General features: G+C 65.1%; 16 protein-coding genes. 12 read left to right on the top strand and 4 right to left on the bottom strand.

Annotation, left to right across the window (positions count from 1 at the left end):
• The 6 genes from ribD to LC092_RS00625 all read left to right on the top strand — a co-directional run bounded on the left by ribD (nucleotide 1) and on the right by LC092_RS00625 (nucleotide 6,713).
• Entirely contained in the window at nucleotides 1–1,143 is a 1,143-nt protein-coding gene (gene ribD / locus LC092_RS00650) for a bifunctional diaminohydroxyphosphoribosylaminopyrimidine deaminase/5-amino-6-(5-phosphoribosylamino)uracil reductase RibD (protein ID WP_224804030.1), read from the top strand.
• A gap of 2 nt (nucleotides 1,144–1,145) precedes the next feature.
• Nucleotides 1,146–1,748 carry a riboflavin synthase gene (locus LC092_RS00645; protein ID WP_224804890.1) on the top strand — a complete coding sequence of 201 codons (603 nt, stop codon included), beginning with the start codon at nucleotides 1,146–1,148 and terminating at the stop codon, nucleotides 1,746–1,748.
• A gap of 244 nt (nucleotides 1,749–1,992) precedes the next feature.
• Nucleotides 1,993–2,439: a 6,7-dimethyl-8-ribityllumazine synthase gene (ribH, locus tag LC092_RS00640; protein WP_224804028.1), complete on the top strand. Its 447-nt coding sequence runs from the start codon at nucleotides 1,993–1,995 to the stop codon at nucleotides 2,437–2,439.
• Between the two features lie 5 nt (nucleotides 2,440–2,444).
• A complete protein-coding gene (nusB, locus tag LC092_RS00635) occupies nucleotides 2,445–2,990 on the top strand; it encodes a transcription antitermination factor NusB (RefSeq protein ID WP_224804026.1) in 546 nt (181 codons plus the stop codon).
• A 163-nt stretch (nucleotides 2,991–3,153) separates the two neighbouring features.
• Nucleotides 3,154–4,404: an MFS transporter gene (locus tag LC092_RS00630; protein WP_224804023.1), complete on the top strand. Its 1,251-nt coding sequence runs from the start codon at nucleotides 3,154–3,156 to the stop codon at nucleotides 4,402–4,404.
• 173 nt (nucleotides 4,405–4,577) lie between these two features.
• The gene (locus LC092_RS00625; RefSeq protein ID WP_224804021.1) at nucleotides 4,578–6,713 is read left to right on the top strand and encodes a sodium-translocating pyrophosphatase; all 2,136 of its coding nucleotides are present in this window, start codon (nucleotides 4,578–4,580) and stop codon (nucleotides 6,711–6,713) included.
• Nucleotides 6,714–6,839: 126 nt separating this feature from the next.
• Here LC092_RS00625 and LC092_RS00620 read toward each other — a convergent pair whose 3' ends face one another.
• A complete protein-coding gene (locus tag LC092_RS00620; RefSeq protein ID WP_224804019.1) occupies nucleotides 6,840–7,277 on the bottom strand; it encodes an outer membrane protein assembly factor BamE in 438 nt (145 codons plus the stop codon).
• 142 nt (nucleotides 7,278–7,419) lie between these two features.
• Between LC092_RS00620 and LC092_RS00615 the strand changes: the two genes are divergently transcribed.
• The 6 genes from LC092_RS00615 to LC092_RS00590 all read left to right on the top strand — a co-directional run bounded on the left by LC092_RS00615 (nucleotide 7,420) and on the right by LC092_RS00590 (nucleotide 11,995).
• On the top strand, nucleotides 7,420–7,959 hold the full coding sequence (locus tag LC092_RS00615) for a ubiquinol-cytochrome C chaperone family protein (RefSeq protein ID WP_224804018.1): 540 nt from the start codon (nucleotides 7,420–7,422) through the stop codon (nucleotides 7,957–7,959).
• Between the two features lie 14 nt (nucleotides 7,960–7,973).
• Nucleotides 7,974–8,534, top strand: a complete 561-nt coding sequence (locus tag LC092_RS00610; RefSeq protein ID WP_224804016.1) for a YceD family protein — start codon at nucleotides 7,974–7,976, stop codon at nucleotides 8,532–8,534.
• Between the two features lie 261 nt (nucleotides 8,535–8,795).
• Nucleotides 8,796–9,857, top strand: coding sequence for a phosphate acyltransferase PlsX (gene plsX, locus LC092_RS00605; protein WP_224804014.1), 1,062 nt, complete (start codon nucleotides 8,796–8,798; stop codon nucleotides 9,855–9,857).
• Nucleotides 9,854–10,831, top strand: coding sequence for a beta-ketoacyl-ACP synthase III (locus LC092_RS00600; protein WP_224804012.1), 978 nt, complete (start codon nucleotides 9,854–9,856; stop codon nucleotides 10,829–10,831). The genes plsX and LC092_RS00600 overlap by 4 nt, the downstream gene beginning before the upstream one ends.
• A 144-nt stretch (nucleotides 10,832–10,975) precedes the next feature.
• Nucleotides 10,976–11,293, top strand: a complete 318-nt coding sequence (locus tag LC092_RS00595; RefSeq protein WP_029056855.1) for an integration host factor subunit alpha — start codon at nucleotides 10,976–10,978, stop codon at nucleotides 11,291–11,293.
• Between the two features lie 30 nt (nucleotides 11,294–11,323).
• A complete protein-coding gene (locus LC092_RS00590; protein ID WP_224804010.1) occupies nucleotides 11,324–11,995 on the top strand; it encodes a MerR family transcriptional regulator in 672 nt (223 codons plus the stop codon).
• A 91-nt stretch (nucleotides 11,996–12,086) separates the two neighbouring features.
• On the opposite strand, the gene LC092_RS00585 is transcribed toward LC092_RS00590, so the two are convergent.
• The 3 genes from LC092_RS00585 to LC092_RS00575 form a co-directional block, all read right to left on the bottom strand.
• Nucleotides 12,087–12,686, bottom strand: a complete 600-nt coding sequence (locus LC092_RS00585) for a c-type cytochrome (protein ID WP_224804008.1) — start codon at nucleotides 12,684–12,686, stop codon at nucleotides 12,087–12,089.
• The gene (locus tag LC092_RS00580; protein ID WP_224804006.1) at nucleotides 12,686–13,939 is read right to left on the bottom strand and encodes a PQQ-dependent sugar dehydrogenase; all 1,254 of its coding nucleotides are present in this window, start codon (nucleotides 13,937–13,939) and stop codon (nucleotides 12,686–12,688) included. The genes LC092_RS00585 and LC092_RS00580 overlap by 1 nt, the downstream gene beginning before the upstream one ends.
• 158 nt (nucleotides 13,940–14,097) lie before the next feature.
• Entirely contained in the window at nucleotides 14,098–15,669 is a 1,572-nt protein-coding gene (locus LC092_RS00575; RefSeq protein ID WP_224804004.1) for a GMC family oxidoreductase, read from the bottom strand.
• Nucleotides 15,670–15,672: the final 3 nt, after the last annotated feature.

Raw genomic sequence — 15,672 nt, 5'->3', positions numbered from 1 at the left:
GTGAAACGCAGTGACCATGCCGCCATGGCCGCGGTTGACGCGCGCTTTATGGCAGCCGCCCTTTCCTATGCCCGCCGTGGGCTCGGTCGCGTCTGGCCGAACCCGTCTGTCGGGGCGCTGATTGTCAGCGACCCCGCATCCGGAGGCGTGGTTGTCGGGCAGGGCGTTACCCAGCCGCCCGGCGGCGCCCATGCGGAGGTGATCGCGCTGCGCCAGGCCGGTGAGCGGGCGCGCGGGGCAACCTGCTATGTCACGCTGGAACCCTGTTCCCATCAGGGCCGCACCGGCCCCTGTGCGGTGGCGCTTGCCGAAGCGGGCATTTCGCGCGTGGTCATCGGATTGTCCGATCCCAACCCGCGCGTCGCCGGCCGGGGCGTCGAGATGCTGCGCGCGCGCGGTGTCGAGGTCGTTACCGGCGTCTTGCGCGATGCCTGCGCGGAGCATCATGCGGGCCATATCCGCCGGGTGCTGGCGGGGCGGCCGCATGTCATCCTGAAGCTTGCGGTCTCCCGCGACGGGTTCATCGGACGCGAGGGCGAGGGGCAGATTGCCATCACCGGGCCGGACGTGTTTCGTCGCGTCCATGTGCTGCGCGCCGAATGCGACGGCATTCTGGTCGGCGTGGGCACGGCGATCGCCGACAATCCGATCCTGAATTGCCGTCTGCCCGGCCTGGCGAACCGGTCGCCGGTGCGGGTCGTTCTCGACACCTCCGCCCGGCTTCCGCTTGACGGACGCCTCGTCGGCTCCGCCCGGGACGTGCCGGTCTGGGTGCTCGTCTCGGCGCAGGCCGACCCGGACCGCGTCTCGGCGCTGTCTGCGGCGGGGTGCACGGTCGTTCGGCTTGCAACCCCCGTGGACGGGCGCATCGATCCGCATGCGGCCATGCGCGCGCTCGGCCAGCGCGGTCTGACCCGCCTGCTTGTCGAGGGCGGGGCGACGGTTGCCAATGCGCTGCTGGAGTCCGATCTTGCCGACGAGGTGATCATTTCGCGCGGCGACATGATCGTGGGCGAGGGGGGCATTCCCCCGTTCGCCGGCCGCGGTCTTGAAGCCCTGTGCGAGACCGGTCGCTATGCGATGCAGAAAACGGTGCCGGTCGGATCCGACACGATGACGCGCTATCTGCGAAGGATGGATTGAGCATGTTTACCGGCATCATCAGCGACATCGGACGCATCCTCGAGATTTCTCCGATTCCTGCGGGTCTGCGCACCCGCATCGCGACCGCCTATGATCCTGACGGCATCGACATCGGCGCCTCGATTGCCTGTGACGGCGTCTGCCACACGGTGACGGCCAAGGGCCGGGGGACGGATGGAAACTGGTTCGACATCGAGTCGGCGGCCGAGACCCTGCGCCTGACCACCGTCGGCACCTGGACCGTCGGCGGGCGGATCAACCTGGAGCGGTCACTGAAGATCGGCGACGAGCTCGGCGGTCATATCGTGCAGGGACATGTCGACGCCACGGCCGAGATCATCGAGCGCACCGACCATCCGGATTCCGTCTACTTCCGCTTTCGCGTGCCGGCTGAGTTCGCGCCCTTCATCGCGAAAAAGGGCGGCATTGCCCTCGACGGCACCTCGCTCACAGTGAACGAGGTCGAGGGCGACACCTTCTCGGTGTTTCTCATTCCGCACACGCTGACGGCCACCACATGGGGCGACCGCAAGGCCGGCGATCTGGTCAATCTGGAAGTCGACATGATGGCGCGCTACGCGGCGCGGCTTGCCGAGTACCGCTAGGACCCGCGTCCGGCGCAGGGCAGGCACCGGCAATCCGGGCTGGACAAAGGGGGCGAGGCGTGGTTCCTACCGGCACCCTGACAGCCGCCGTCGCGCGCGGCGGTTTGCCTCCGGCGGATCGCCCATCGGCTGACCGGCGACGGGGCTGAGCGGCAGGACACCGCGACATCAAAATTCGATCCCGCGCGCTGCTGACCGGCCTCAGGCTTTCGGTCTCGCGCGCTTTGAGAGTGGAAAAGGCGATATGGCAACCCCGAAAATCCTGGTTATCGATGCCCGTTTTTATGACGACATCGCCGATGCGCTCCTGGCCGGCGCCATGGATGTGCTCGACGCCAACGGCGCCGAGGTGACGCGCGTTTCCGTGCCCGGCGTCCTGGAAATTCCCGGGGCGCTCGCCATGGCGCTGGCGGCGATGGAAGGCGGCGTCGCCGACTTCGACGGCGCGGTCCTGCTCGGCTGCGTCATTCGCGGCGAGACCTCCCATTATGACATCGTGGCCAATGAATCGGCCCGCGCGGTGATGGAACTGGTCGTCGACGCTGCCTTGCCGGTGGGCAACGGCATTCTCACCGTCGAAAACAGCGACCAGGCCTGGGTGCGCGCCGATGTGAAGCAGAAGAACAAGGGCGGCTCGGCGGCGCAGGCGGCACTCGATATGATCGCCGTCCGGGACCAGCTCGGAGTTTGACGACGATGTCCGACCCCACGCCCGCACCCGCCGACACGCCGCGCCCCGCAAACAAGCGCGGTGCCGCGCGGTTGTCCGCCGTCCAGGCGCTGTATCAGATGGACGTCGGCGGGGCGAATCTCGCCGACGTGCTGGCCGAATTCGAGGCGTTTCGCCTCGGAGCGGAACTCGACGGCGAACAGTATCGTGAAGCCGATCCGGCCTGGTTCCGCGATCTGGTCGGCGGCGTTGTCGACCAGCAGCGCATTCTCGACCCGGTAATCAACCGCGCGCTCGTCGCCGGCTGGCCGCTGAAGCGGATCGACACCACCCTTCGGGCGATCCTGCGCGCCGGGGCGTTCGAACTGATGAAGCGCAAGGATGTTCCGGGGCGCGTCGTCATCAGCGAATATATCGACGTTGCCCGCGCGTTTTACGATGGCGACGAGCCGCGCATGGTCAACGGCGTGCTGGATCGGTTGGCACGGGAGTTCCGCGAGAAGGAATTCGGCGGCCAGCCTTCGGCGAAAGCGGCCGGTGAGTCGTCGGAGCCGGGCAGCGGCGACGCCTGATTTCCGCGCGACTGCCGCTGGGGAAGCTTGCGCGCCCGGTCCGGGACCTTCGATGCCGCGATTTGCGCTTTTCGATTTTGCGTCCTAAACCGGGTGTCGACATCCCATCTTTGCCATGGGCTTGCGACCGTCGCACGGCCTGTTTTCCGGGCTGAAAACGGCCATGGCACCCCAGCCGGACCTGACGATGACCGCAGCCGCCAACGCAACCGATCTCCTTGTCGACGACCGCCTCGCGCGCCGCAACGCGGTCCTGCTGGCGATCGCCCAGGCTCTTGGCGGCGCGTCGGCCTCCATCGTCATCGCGTCGGCCTCGCTCGTCGGGGCAAGCCTGCTTGGCGCCGACAAGTCGCTTGCGACGCTCCCGGTCTCAAGCTTCGTGCTGGGCACGGCCTTCGGTACGCTGCCTGCGGGCGCGATCATGCATCGCTTCGGGCGCCGCGCCGGCTTTGTCGGCTCGGCGCTGCTTGGCATTCTCTCCGGGCTCGTCTCCGCCTATGCGATCTTCCAGGCGGATTTCCTGCTCTTCTGCTTCGGCGTGATGGCCAGCGGTTTCGTCAGCGCATTCGTGCAGCAATACCGGTTTGCGGCCGCGGATACCGCAAGCGATGCCTTTCGCCCCAAGGCGATCTCCTTCGTGCTCGCCGGAGGTGTCGCCGCCGGGATCATCGGACCGCAAACCGTGATCAACACGGCCGATCTCTTCGACCCGATCATGTTTGCCGGCACCTATATCGCGCAGGCCGGGCTCGCCCTGATCAGCCTCGTCATCCTGTCCTTCATCTCCATTCCCCGTCCGGCGCGCGGGCCGGTGGCGGCGGGCGCCAGCCGTCCGATGCGCCAGATCATGGCGCAGCCCCGGTTCATCGTCGCGGCGGCCTGCGGGATTACCTCCTACGCACTGATGAGCCTCGTCATGACGGCAACGCCGCTCGCCATGATCGGCTGCGGCCTGACCCAGACCGACGCGGCGCACGCCATCCAGTGGCATGTGCTGGCGATGTTCGGCCCGAGCTTCTTCACTGGCCACCTGATCGCCAGGTTCGGACGCGAGCGCATCGTCGTCGTCGGTCTGGCGCTTCTTGCCGGCTGCGCGGTCGTTGCACTTGCGGGTGTGGATGTCGCCAATTTCTGGATCGCCCTCGTCCTGCTCGGTCTTGGCTGGAACTTCGGGTTCATCGGCGCGACGGCGATGCTCACCGATGTCTATCGTCCGGCCGAGCGCAACAAGGTGCAGGCCGTGAACGACTTCCTTGTCTTCGGCTTTGTCGCGGCAGCGTCCTTCTCGTCTGGAGCGCTGCTGCATGCCTTCGGATGGGCGACCGTCAACTGGCTCGTTTTCCCCTTCACGTTGCTTTGCGTGATTCTTATCTCGTGGCTGGTCCTGTCCGAGCGCTCCGCCTCCCGGGTCTGACCGCAGCACTCCCCCCGTTGGAAATGACAGGCGCGGGCATCTGATTCCCCCGATCGGCCGCTCTTGGCCAAACTGCGCCTTGACGGCAGGCGCAGGACGGCTACCGTCGAAATCCTCCGGGCCAGAAGCAAAACAAATACAGGCCCATCTCGCGTCCTTCATTGGGGGGAAGAATGCTCGAACTCACACTTGTCATCTTATGTGGTCTGCTTTCCATCGCTTACGGCATCTGGGCAGTCCAGTCCGTCATGGCGTCGGACGCCGGCAATGAACGCATGCAGGAAATCGCCGGCGCCATTCAGGAAGGCGCTCAGGCCTATCTCAACCGTCAGTACACGACGATCGCCATCGTCGGTGTCGTGATCTTCGCGCTTCTGGTCTGGCTGCTCGGCCTGCTTGTGGCCATTGGCTTCGCCATCGGCGCGATCCTGTCGGCCGCGGCCGGCTACATCGGCATGCTGGTATCGGTCCGTGCCAACGTGCGAACCGCGCAGGCGGCCAGCAATTCGCTCGCCGCCGGGCTCGAAATCGCGTTCAAGTCCGGCGCGGTCACCGGAATGCTCGTGGCCGGTCTCGCGCTTCTCGGCGTGACGGTCTATTACGCCATCCTGACCGAGGGCATGGGTTTTGCGGCTCAAAGCCGCACGGTGATCGATGCGCTTGTCGCGCTCGGCTTCGGTGCCTCGCTGATCTCGATCTTCGCGCGACTGGGTGGCGGCATCTTCACCAAGGGCGCGGACGTCGGCGGCGATCTTGTCGGCAAGGTCGAGGCGGGTATTCCCGAAGACGACCCCCGCAACCCGGCAACGATCGCGGACAACGTCGGCGACAACGTCGGCGATTGCGCCGGCATGGCGGCCGACCTGTTCGAGACCTACGCGGTGACCGTCGTTGCGACGATGGTGCTTGCGTCGATCTTCTTCACCGGGGGGGCTGCCACCGATCTGATGCTGCTGCCGCTCGTGATCGGCGGTGCCTGCGTCGTGACCTCGATCATCGGCACCTTCTTCGTCAAGCTCGGTGCCAACAACTCGATCATGGGCGCGCTCTACAAGGGGTTCGTCGCAACCGCCGTGCTCTCCGCCGTGGCGCTTTTCGCCGTCGTGTTCTTCTGGCTGGGCTTTTCCACCGAGTATACGACCTCGGGCGGCGTCACCTTCACCGGACGGCAGCTGTTCTACTGCGGCCTCGTCGGCCTGATCGTGACGGGACTGATCATCTGGGTGACGGAGTATTACACCGGAACCGACTATCGTCCGGTGCGCTCAATCGCCCAGGCCTCGGTCACCGGGCATGGCACCAACGTGATCCAGGGGCTTGCGATCTCGCTTGAGGCCACCGCGCTTCCCGCGCTGATCATCATCGCGGGCATCCTGGCGGCGTTCAACCTGGCCGGCCTCTTCGGCATCGCCATCGCTGTCACCACGATGCTGGCGCTCGCCGGCATGGTTGTCGCGCTCGACGCCTTTGGTCCCGTCACCGACAACGCCGGCGGCATCGCCGAAATGGCGGGCCTTCCGGCGGAGGTGCGCGTCACCACCGATGCGCTGGATGCGGTCGGCAACACCACCAAGGCGGTGACCAAGGGCTATGCGATCGGCTCCGCCGGTCTCGGCGCACTGGTGCTGTTTGCGGCCTATACGGAGGATCTCAAGTTCTTCGCGGCCAATGCGGCGCCCGGCAGCTACTTCGAGGGGGTGAGCGTCGACTTCTCCCTGTCGAACCCCTATGTCGTCGTCGGCCTGCTGTTCGGCGGCCTGCTTCCCTATCTCTTCGGCGGCATCTCGATGACCGCCGTGGGCCGCGCGGCCGGTGCCGTCGTGGAGGAAGTGCGCCGGCAGTTCAAGGAAAAGCCGGGCATCATGCAGGGGACGGAAAAGCCGGATTACGGGCGGGCCGTCGACATGCTGACCAAGGCGGCGATCCGCGAGATGATCGTGCCGTCGCTGATGCCGGTGCTGTCGCCGATCGTGATCTACTTCGCGATCACCGCGATTGCCGGCAAGTCGCAGGGCTTTGCCGCGCTTGGCGCGATGCTGCTCGGCGTGATCGTCACCGGCCTCTTCGTGGCGGTGTCCATGACCGCCGGCGGCGGCGCCTGGGACAATGCCAAGAAGTCCTTCGAGGACGGCTTCATCGACAAGGATGGCGTCAAGCACGAGAAGGGCTCGGAGGCGCACAAGGCCTCGGTGACCGGCGACACGGTGGGCGATCCTTACAAGGATACGGCAGGACCCGCCGTGAACCCGATGATCAAGATCACCAACATCATGGCCCTGTTGCTGCTGGCCGTGCTCGCGCACGGCTGACCGGCTGTCGGAGCCGCCGGTACGACACGGCGGGTCCGCTCACTCAGGCTGGACGAGAAACGCCCGCCGCGGGATCGCGGCGGGCGTTTTGCATGACCGGGAACCCGTCGGGCGCCCTGCGTTCGATCAGAGGCCGAGGCTCGGGTTCTTCGCGCCGCGCAGGATCTGCGACAGGAAGCCGTAATCGGAACCGCCGGTGCGGGTCTTGCGCGTCAGGATGTCGACGATCTTGCCGTCCTCCTGGCTGTAGTAGCCGGTGTCGCGCACGAATCCGTCCTCGTCGAAATAGATGGCGACCACCCGCTGCTCGACCGTTTCGGGAGCCAGGAACGCGGTCGTCTCTTTCGTTTGCGAGATGTAGTAATAGGCTTCGCCGTTCAGCCGGGACATGGTCGACGGCGATCCGAGCAGGAGTTCGACCTGTTCGCGCGACGAGCCGACCTGAATGTCCCGCACGCGCTCGGCCGGGATGACATGACCGTGATTGAGGGTCGTTGTGAAGCAGCCGCCGAGCGGCAATCCCAACACGCCCACCACCAGTGCACCGCGAAGCCATTTCTTCATTGAAACTTGTCCTGTTGCTTTCCGTGCGGCAAAGCCCGACATAAGGGCAAACGCCGGTCAATGTCCTGGACCGTGCATCCTAGGCAAAGTCCCTAACCTGCGATAGGCGACTTGGCAACCTCGCGCCAGACGAAGGCAAACCATGATATTCGGTCTGTTCCGCCGACGCACGCCCCCTCAAGTCATCGCGACCTACACCGCGATCGTGGCGCAGGCGCGGCAACCCCACTTTTATGCCAGCCTGGATGTGCCGGATACATTCGACGGCCGTTTCGAACTGGTGATCCTGCATGCCATCCTCGTTCTGGAGCGCTTGCGGGGCGGATCGGAGATCGAAACGGCGTTTTCGCAGGATCTCTTCGATCTGTTTTTCGAGGACATGGACGGCACCTTGCGGGAAATGGGCGTGGGTGACGTGACAGTGCCGAAGAAGGTGAAGAAGATGGCGGAGGCCTTTTACGGGCGCGCGGCCGTCTATTCGCAGGCGCTCGGGGACGGCGGCACCCAGTCGCTTGCCCAGACGGTCGAGCGAAACCTCTTCGCCGACGATCCGCGACCCGCGGCGGCCTTCGCCATCGCCCGCTACATTCGCGCCGCGTCCGATGCGCTCGCTGCACAGCAGACGAAAGAGATCCTCGCCGGTCGCCTCGACTGGCCGGCGCCAACCGATTTTGTAAAATGAGGGGAGACCGACCCATGATCGTGAAGACGTTTCCGGTAACCCGCCCGTTTGACGTCACCCGTCTTGGCAACCAACCCAAGGAAGTGACCTTCGAGCCCGACGAAAAGGAACGTGCCCGTCTGATCGAGACCTACGACCTGCTCGACCTGCAGGACATGAGCTGCGTTTTCCGGCTTCGCCCCTGGCGCAAGGACGGCATCGCGGTCGACGGGCACCTGCGGGCGCGGGCGACTCAGCCCTGCGTGGTGACGCTCTCGCCGGTCGAGCAGGTGATCGACGAGACCTTCTCGCGCCGCTTCGATCCCCGCGCGGCGGAAGAGGAGGAGACCGCGGAAATCGAGGTCGAGGCCTTCAGCGATGATCCGCCGGACCCGCTGACCGGGCGCGATCTCGATCTTGGCGCCGTGCTGTGCGAACAGTTCGCCCTTGCGCTCGATCTGTACCCCCGCGCCCAGGCCGCCGAGGTGCCCGAGGCCTATCGTCCTCCCGAGGAGGAGGATGACGGCAAAGGCGGTGGCGTGTCGCGCCCGTCACCTTTTGCGGTCCTTGCCGGGTTGAAGAAAAACAGCGAGTGACGCGGTCACTGGCGGGCAATCGCGTTGCGCTGCGAAAGGAGAAAGCGGTTGTTTCGCGGTGGCAAACGGGTATGTTCGCCAACGCCTCGGCTTCCGTCGTGGGCCTGACGCGGACCATCAGCCGGTGGGCATCCCGCGCCGGAACCGGACAAGGTCGCGCCGGAGGGTGGCTTGGAGCGGTGGCCGATGCCACCGGCAGGACATGCCACCAGCGGGACATGTCGTCGACAGGACAAGAAACGGCCGGAAACAACGCGGACGATGGCTCAAACGGTTCGAATTTCACTTGATGCGATGGGCGGGGACAACGGGGCGAAGGTCGTCGTGGCCGGGGCCGCGCTTGCGCTCGAACGTCGCCCGGACATCGTCTTCTCGCTTTACGGCGACAAGGATGTGGTCGCCCCTTTGCTGGAGGCGCATCCGCGGCTGCGTGATACCGCCAGCCTGCATCACTGTGAAGTCGCGGTGGCGATGGATGCCAAGCCGAGCCAGGCGCTTCGCCAGGGGCGGTGGAAGTCCAGCATGTGGCGCAGCATCGACGCGGTGAAGACCGGGGAGGCGGATGTCGCCGTTTCCGCTGGAAACACCGGCGCTCTGATGGCCATGTCCAAGTTCTGCCTGCGCACGATGGCCAATATCGAGCGTCCGGCCATTGCCGCGATCTGGCCGACGGCCCGCGGCGAATCCATCGTCCTCGACGTTGGCGCCACGATCGGGGCGGATGCGCAGCAGCTTATCGATTTCGCCCTGCTTGGCGGCGCGATGGCGCGTGTGCTGTTTTCCATCGAGCGCCCGAGCGTCGGTTTGCTCAACATCGGCGTCGAGGAGGTCAAGGGCCTTGAGGAGGTCCGCACCGCCGGACGCCTGTTGCGCGAGGCCGATCTGGACACGTTGACCTATGCCGGTTTCGTGGAGGGCGACGACCTGGGCAAGGGAACGGTCGATGTGGTTGTCACCGAGGGATTTGCCGGCAACATCGCGTTGAAGACCGCCGAAGGCACCGCAAGACAGATTGGCGGCTATCTTCGCTCCGCGATGAACCGCAGCTGGCGCGCCCGGCTGGGCTACCTGCTGGCCAGGGATGCCTTCCAGGTGCTGCGCGAGAAGCTGGATCCGCGCAAGGTCAACGGGGGGGTCTTTCTCGGCCTCAACGGCATTGTCATCAAGAGTCACGGCGGCACGGATCCGGAAGGCTTTTCCTCCGCGATCGAACTGGCCTATGACATGGCCCGCAATGACCTGATGCACAAGATTTCAGACGATTTGAAGCACTACCATCGCGGCCGTTTCGGCGCGCGAGACGGATCGGAAGGTGATAAGTGACAATAAAGCGTTCCATCGTCCTCGGCACGGGCAGCTATCTTCCGCAGCGCAGGCTGACAAATGCGGAACTGGCAGAGATGGTCGACACGTCCGACGAATGGATCGTGCAACGCACCGGCATCCGGGCGCGACATATCGCGGCCGAGGGCGAATTCACCTCCGACCTGGCCGTGAAGGCGGCAACGCGTGCGCTCGAGGCGGCCGGTCTCACGGCCCAGGACATCGATCTGATCATTCTCGCGACGGCGACACCCGACAACACCTTTCCGGCGTCCGCCGTGACGGTGCAGCAGAAACTCGGCCTGACCAGCGGCTTCGCCTTCGACGTTCACGCGGTGTGTTCGGGTTTCGTCTACGCGATCTCCACAGCCGACGCCTATCTGCGCTGCGGCATGGCGAAGCGGGCGCTGGTGATCGGCGCGGAGACCTTCTCGCGCATCCTCGACTGGACCGACCGCACCACCTGCGTGCTCTTCGGCGACGGGGCCGGCGCCATGGTGCTGGAGGCGGTCGAGGCCGAGGGCACGACGGCCGACCGTGGCATCCTGACCTCGCACCTGCGCTCCGACGGAAACCATCGCGACAAGCTTTATGTCGACGGCGGGCCGTCCTCCACCCAAACGGTCGGTCACCTGCGCATGCAGGGCAAGGAAGTGTTCCGCCACGCCGTCTCGATGATCACCGACGTGGTCGAGGATGCGTTTTCCGCCACCGGCACCGATGCCGATGCGCTCGACTGGTTCATCCCGCATCAAGCCAACCGGCGCATCATCGATGCGAGTGCGAAGAAGCTCGGCATCGATCCTGCCAAGATCGTGATCACCCTGGAGGACCAGGGCAACACCTCGGCGGCGTCGATCCCGCTGGCCGTGGACGCGGCCGTGCGCGACGGGCGCATCAAGCGCGGCGATCTCATCATGCTGGAAGCGATGGGCGGTGGCTTTACCTGGGGCGCGTCGCTGCTTCGCTGGTAGGGTGTCAAACGCTTGTATGGCGTGCGTTTTTCCTGTCGGACTTGTCCGACGCGGTTGACCGTCGGGGCGCAAGCCAATACGCTTGCGCATCGATAAAGAACATCCCTATTTCCGCTAGGGCATATGCTCGGCCAAGGAGGGACCATGGGCGGCAAGACAATCACACGGGCTGACTTGTGCGAAGCTGTATACCAGAAGGTCGGCCTCTCCAGGTCCGAGTCTTCGGAACTGGTTGAAAAGGTCCTGTCGGAGATTGCGGATTGTCTTGTTGACGGTGAATCTGTGAAGCTCTCGTCATTCGGGTCGTTCGTGGTGCGGTCCAAGGGTGAGCGCATCGGGCGCAATCCGAAAACCGGCGAGGAAGTGCCGATCCTTCCGCGCCGCGTCATGGTCTTCAAGCCGTCGAATGTTTTGAAGAAGAAGATCAACGAGACGATGATCGGGCCATCCGGCGACGATTGAATTCCGTTGCGACAATAGACTGGTAAGTCCGTGTCGACCGATAAAAGCCCAGACGCCTTCCGCACGATCAGCGAGGTCGCCGAAGACCTCGATCTTCCGCAACACGTCCTGAGATTCTGGGAAACCCGTTTCACCCAGATTCGCCCGCTGAAGCGCGGCGGAGGCCGTCGCTATTATCGTCCCGACGACATCGATCTCCTGCGCGGCATCCGCCACCTGCTCTATGGCGAGGGCTATACCATCAAGGGCGTGCAGCGCATCCTGAAGGAACAGGGCGCGCGCTTCGTCATGCAGGTCTGGCGCGAGGACGGTCTTCCGCTTGCCGCTCTTGCCGCCCAGGTCGCCGGAACCGACGATGGCCAGGCAGCCTCGCCGTCGACGGGTGCGTCGCCGTCGCCGTCGACAGCACGGGCCGGGTCCGGTCGCGGGACGAAGACGCAGCCGACGGGTGCGGATGTCGGGGGTGCCGTCGCCTCGGTTGCCGAGCAAGACGCGGATCTTCCCCGTGGAATTCTTCCAGACGTCGTGGAGGGCGGTGAACCGTCCCAGGCGCGTGCCGGCCTTCGGTTGATGGAGCGCCTGCTTGGAGAGCGGGTTGAGGCCGCAGCCTCAGGAAATCTCTCAAAGGACGACATTCGCCGCCTGCAAGCGACGCTGTTCGAGCTGCTGGAATGCAAGCGCATCCTCGACCAGGCACGCTGATCCTTCGCCACCCGCCACCGACTGCATCCGCTACTGACGGCTCCGGCGCGCAAGCGCGCCGGTCGAGAGGCTCAGGCCGTTCTTGCGTCGGTCACTCGGCCTGCGTGATCTTCAGCCTTATCGCCGCATACCAGTCGGCGTACGCGCGGATCTCGTCGTTGGTGAGATCGGCGGCAATCGCGCTCATGACCTCGTCGTTGCGCTTTCCAAGGCGAAACGCCTTTAGCTGGGTGTCGATATAGATCGCGCTTTCGCCGGCGAGATTCGGAACGTTTTCAAGTTGTCCGATGCCGTTCGCTCCATGGCATGCGGCACAGGCCTCGGGCGCGGCCTCGGCGGAGGCACCCGCAGGAAATGTTGTCTCGACCGAATGCGCGGCATACCAGGCCGCGAGATCGGCGATCGACTGGTCGTCGAGGCTCTTTGCGACAACGCTCATCATCTCGTGCGTGCGCGTGCCCTGGCGAAAGGCCTTAAGCTGCTTTTCAAGATATCCGGCCGGTTCGCCGCCGATATGGGGCGCGATGGGGATGCGCGCGAACCCGTCGAGACCGTGACAGGTGCGGCACATGCCCGCCTTCTTGCGCCCCGCCTGCGGATCGCCGACAGGGCTTTGGGCGACCGCCGGCAGGGCGAGGGCGATCTGGGCGAGGAGAACCCCGCCCAGACCGATGAGTGTGGCTCTTCGCATCAATTGCCCTCGTAGGAGATGCGGTAGAGGGCGCCGGCGAGATCGTCGGAGACCAGGATCGACCCGTCGCGCAGTTGGGCGACGTCGACCGGCCGTCCGAGGTATTCGCCGTTCTCGTCGATCCAGCCTTCCGCGAAGGGCTCGATCTTGGCATTTCCCTCGTCGTCGATGAAGGTGACCATCACCCGGGCGCCGACCGGCGTCGTGCGGTTCCAGGAACCGTGCTGGGCGGAGAAGATCGCGTTCTTGTACTTCGCCGGGAACTGGTTGCCCGTATAGAAGTGCATGCCGAGATCCGCCGCATGGGCGATCGTTTCCACCGCCGGGAACACGACATCCGCGGGCGGTTCCTGATCCTTGTACTCGTTGGTGCGCACATCGCCGCCGCCATACCAGGGCGCGCCGAAATGCTGGCCCATTGCCGTCTGGCGGTTGATTTCACCCGGCGGGATGTCGTCGCCCATGCCGTCCACCTGATTGTCGGTGAACCAGAGCTCGCCGGTGACCGGATGGAAGTCATGTCCGACCGAGTTGCGGATACCGCGGGTATAGACCTCGCGGTCGGTCCCGTCGGTGTTCATGCGGATCATGCCGCCGATCCCGACCTCGTCGTAGAGCTCAAGTTTCTCGGGCGGCGCGACGTTGAAGGGCTGACCGAGCGAGATGTAGATCTTGCCGTCCGGGCCGATCTTGCACACGCGCGCCGTGTGGTTGTAGCTCTCTTCCGCCGGCGGGATCAGCTCGCCCTGCTTGACCACGTTGAAGGCCGCGACATCGGGGCTTTCATAGAAGAACTCTGCCGCCGGATAGACCAGGACCCGGTTCTGTTCGGCGATATAGAGGAAGCCGTCCCTGGAGAAGCACGGTCCGTTCGGGATCGCGAATTTCAGCGAGGGCGCAAAGTCCTTCACCTCATCCGCGACACGGTCCTTGTTGCGGTCGGTGACCGACCAGACCTTGTCCTTGCGCGTGCCGACGAAGGTCACGATCCCCTGCGGTCCGACCGCCATGTGACGGGCGTCCGGCACCACCGCGTAGAGCTCGATCTTGAACCCGTCGGGCACGGTGATCTGCTCCAGGGTCTTGCGGATGCCGTCGGCGTAGTCGCCGGACTGCTCGATGAATGTGAACTCGGTCGTGCCGGTGCTCTGGAAATTCGACAGCTTCTCCAGATTGTCCGGCACCGGTGCCTGCGCTTGCGCCAGACCCGTCATTGCGAACAGGCAGACGCCTGCAAAAAGTGCGCGTTTCATGATGTCCTCCCAGACAGTTCGGTCTTGTTTTTCGACTGTGGCCTGTTCTTGGATGCGGGCCATATTAAATCATACAAATAGCGACTGGTGTTGGCAAACCTCAAGGGCCCTCTACGTCAGGTTGCCGTGCCGCAAACAGGATTGCGGCGCGGCGCGGGTCACAGCGTGCCTTGGCTCATCTGTCCAGCGATATGGTCCGCCTGCCGGATCGCCAGTGCGACGATGGTCAGCGTCGGGTTTTCGGCAGCCCCCGTGGTGAACTGGCTGCCGTCGGAGACGAACAGATTGGCAATGTCGTGCGTCTGACCCCAGCGGTTGACTACGCCGTCGCGCGGGTTTTCCGACATGCGGTTGGTGCCCAGATTGTGGGTGGACGGGTAGGGCGGTGTCGGGAAGGTGCGGGTGGCGCCGACCGCCTCGTAGATCGCGATGCCCTGCCGGTAGGCATGGGCGCGCATGGCGACGTCATTGGGGTGGTCGTCGAAATGCACGTTCGGCGCCGGCAGGCCGTATTGATCGAGCGCATCGTGATTGAGCGTGATCCGGTTGGTCTCCTGCGGCATGTCCTCGCCGACGATCCACATGCCGGCCATGTTCTCGTAGGAATCGAGCGCCGTGGTGAACTCCCGTCCCCATCCGCCGGGATCGAGGAAGGCCGCCATGAACGGCAGGCCGAGGGCCAGCGTTTCCAGCTCGTAGCCACCGACGAAACCGCGCGAGGGATCGTGGCGCGCCTCGTCCTGGACGATCCCGGCCATCGTCGTGCCGCGCCACATGCGCACCGGCTTGTCGAACACCGCATAGACCGATCCGGTCATGTGGCGCATGTAGTTGCGTCCGACCTGTCCGGAGGAATTCGCCAGCCCGTCCGGGAACATCGCGCTTGCCGAATTGAGCAGCAGCCGCGGGCTTTCGATGGAGTTGCCGGCGACGCAGACAATCCGGGCGTTCTGCAGGTGCTGGTTGCCGTCCTTGTCGGCATAAAGCACGCCCGTCACCTTGCCGCTGGCGTCATGCTCGATCTTCAGCACATGCGCGCGCTCGCGCACCTCCAGATTGCCCGTCGCCTCGCCGCGCGGAATATCCGTATAGGCGGCCGACCATTTGGCGCCCCACTTGCAGCCCTGAAAGCAGAAGCCGGTCTGCTGGCAGGCGAGGCGGTCGTCATAGTCGGCGGAGTTGATCGCCATGCGGCCGGTGTGCACTTCCTTGTAGCCGAGCGCCTTGGCGCCGGCCTCGAGCACCTTGAAGTTGTTGTTGCCCGGCAGGCCGGCCCGGTCTCCCGTGCGGGTGACGCCGAGCTTGGCTTCCGCCTTCTCGTACCAGGGCTCCATCTCGGCCAGGTCGATCGGCCAGTCGAGCAGATTGGCGCCCTGGACATTGCCGTAGGTGGTCTTGGTCTTGAACTCATGCGGCTGGAAGCGCAGCGACGCGCCGGCCCAATGGGTGGTGGTGCCGCCGACCGCCTTCACGATCCACGCCGGCAGGCCGGAAAAGTCCCGCGCGACCCGCCAGTCGCCGGAGGTGGTGCGCTTGTCGAGCCAGGCCAGTTGGCCGAAGCTTTCCCATTCGTCGTTGACGTAATCCTCGGGCAGGTAGCGTCCACCCGCCTCCAGCGCCACCACGCTGACGCCCTTTTGCGCCAGCTCGTTGGCGAGAACGCCGCCGCCGGCGCCCGTTCCGATGACGACGACCACGCTGTCGTCGGTCAGCTCGAAAGGTGCTGTCATGAC

This window comes from Stappia stellulata, from assembly GCF_020176715.1.
Lineage (GTDB): Bacteria > Pseudomonadota > Alphaproteobacteria > Rhizobiales > Stappiaceae > Stappia.
This window is presented reverse-complemented; position numbering and strand designations above follow the sequence as displayed.

Bases quoted from the DNA above. Each gene is read 5' to 3' on its own strand.
- LC092_RS00595 (WP_029056855.1), top strand. From the start codon at position 10,976: ATGGGCGGCAAGACAATCACACGGGCTGACTTGTGCGAAGCTGTATAC.
- LC092_RS00575 (WP_224804004.1), bottom strand. From the start codon at position 15,669: ATGACAGCACCTTTCGAGCTGACCGACGACAGCGTGGTCGTCGTCATC.
- LC092_RS00630 (WP_224804023.1), top strand. From the start codon at position 3,154: ATGGCACCCCAGCCGGACCTGACGATGACCGCAGCCGCCAACGCAACC.
- LC092_RS00580 (WP_224804006.1), bottom strand. From the start codon at position 13,939: ATGAAACGCGCACTTTTTGCAGGCGTCTGCCTGTTCGCAATGACGGGT.
- nusB (WP_224804026.1), top strand. From the start codon at position 2,445: ATGTCCGACCCCACGCCCGCACCCGCCGACACGCCGCGCCCCGCAAAC.
- LC092_RS00610 (WP_224804016.1), top strand. From the start codon at position 7,974: ATGATCGTGAAGACGTTTCCGGTAACCCGCCCGTTTGACGTCACCCGT.
- ribH (WP_224804028.1), top strand. From the start codon at position 1,993: ATGGCAACCCCGAAAATCCTGGTTATCGATGCCCGTTTTTATGACGAC.
- LC092_RS00585 (WP_224804008.1), bottom strand. From the start codon at position 12,686: ATGCGAAGAGCCACACTCATCGGTCTGGGCGGGGTTCTCCTCGCCCAG.
- LC092_RS00620 (WP_224804019.1), bottom strand. From the start codon at position 7,277: ATGAAGAAATGGCTTCGCGGTGCACTGGTGGTGGGCGTGTTGGGATTG.
- plsX (WP_224804014.1), top strand. From the start codon at position 8,796: ATGGCTCAAACGGTTCGAATTTCACTTGATGCGATGGGCGGGGACAAC.
- LC092_RS00645 (WP_224804890.1), top strand. From the start codon at position 1,146: ATGTTTACCGGCATCATCAGCGACATCGGACGCATCCTCGAGATTTCT.
- LC092_RS00625 (WP_224804021.1), top strand. From the start codon at position 4,578: ATGCTCGAACTCACACTTGTCATCTTATGTGGTCTGCTTTCCATCGCT.
- LC092_RS00615 (WP_224804018.1), top strand. From the start codon at position 7,420: ATGATATTCGGTCTGTTCCGCCGACGCACGCCCCCTCAAGTCATCGCG.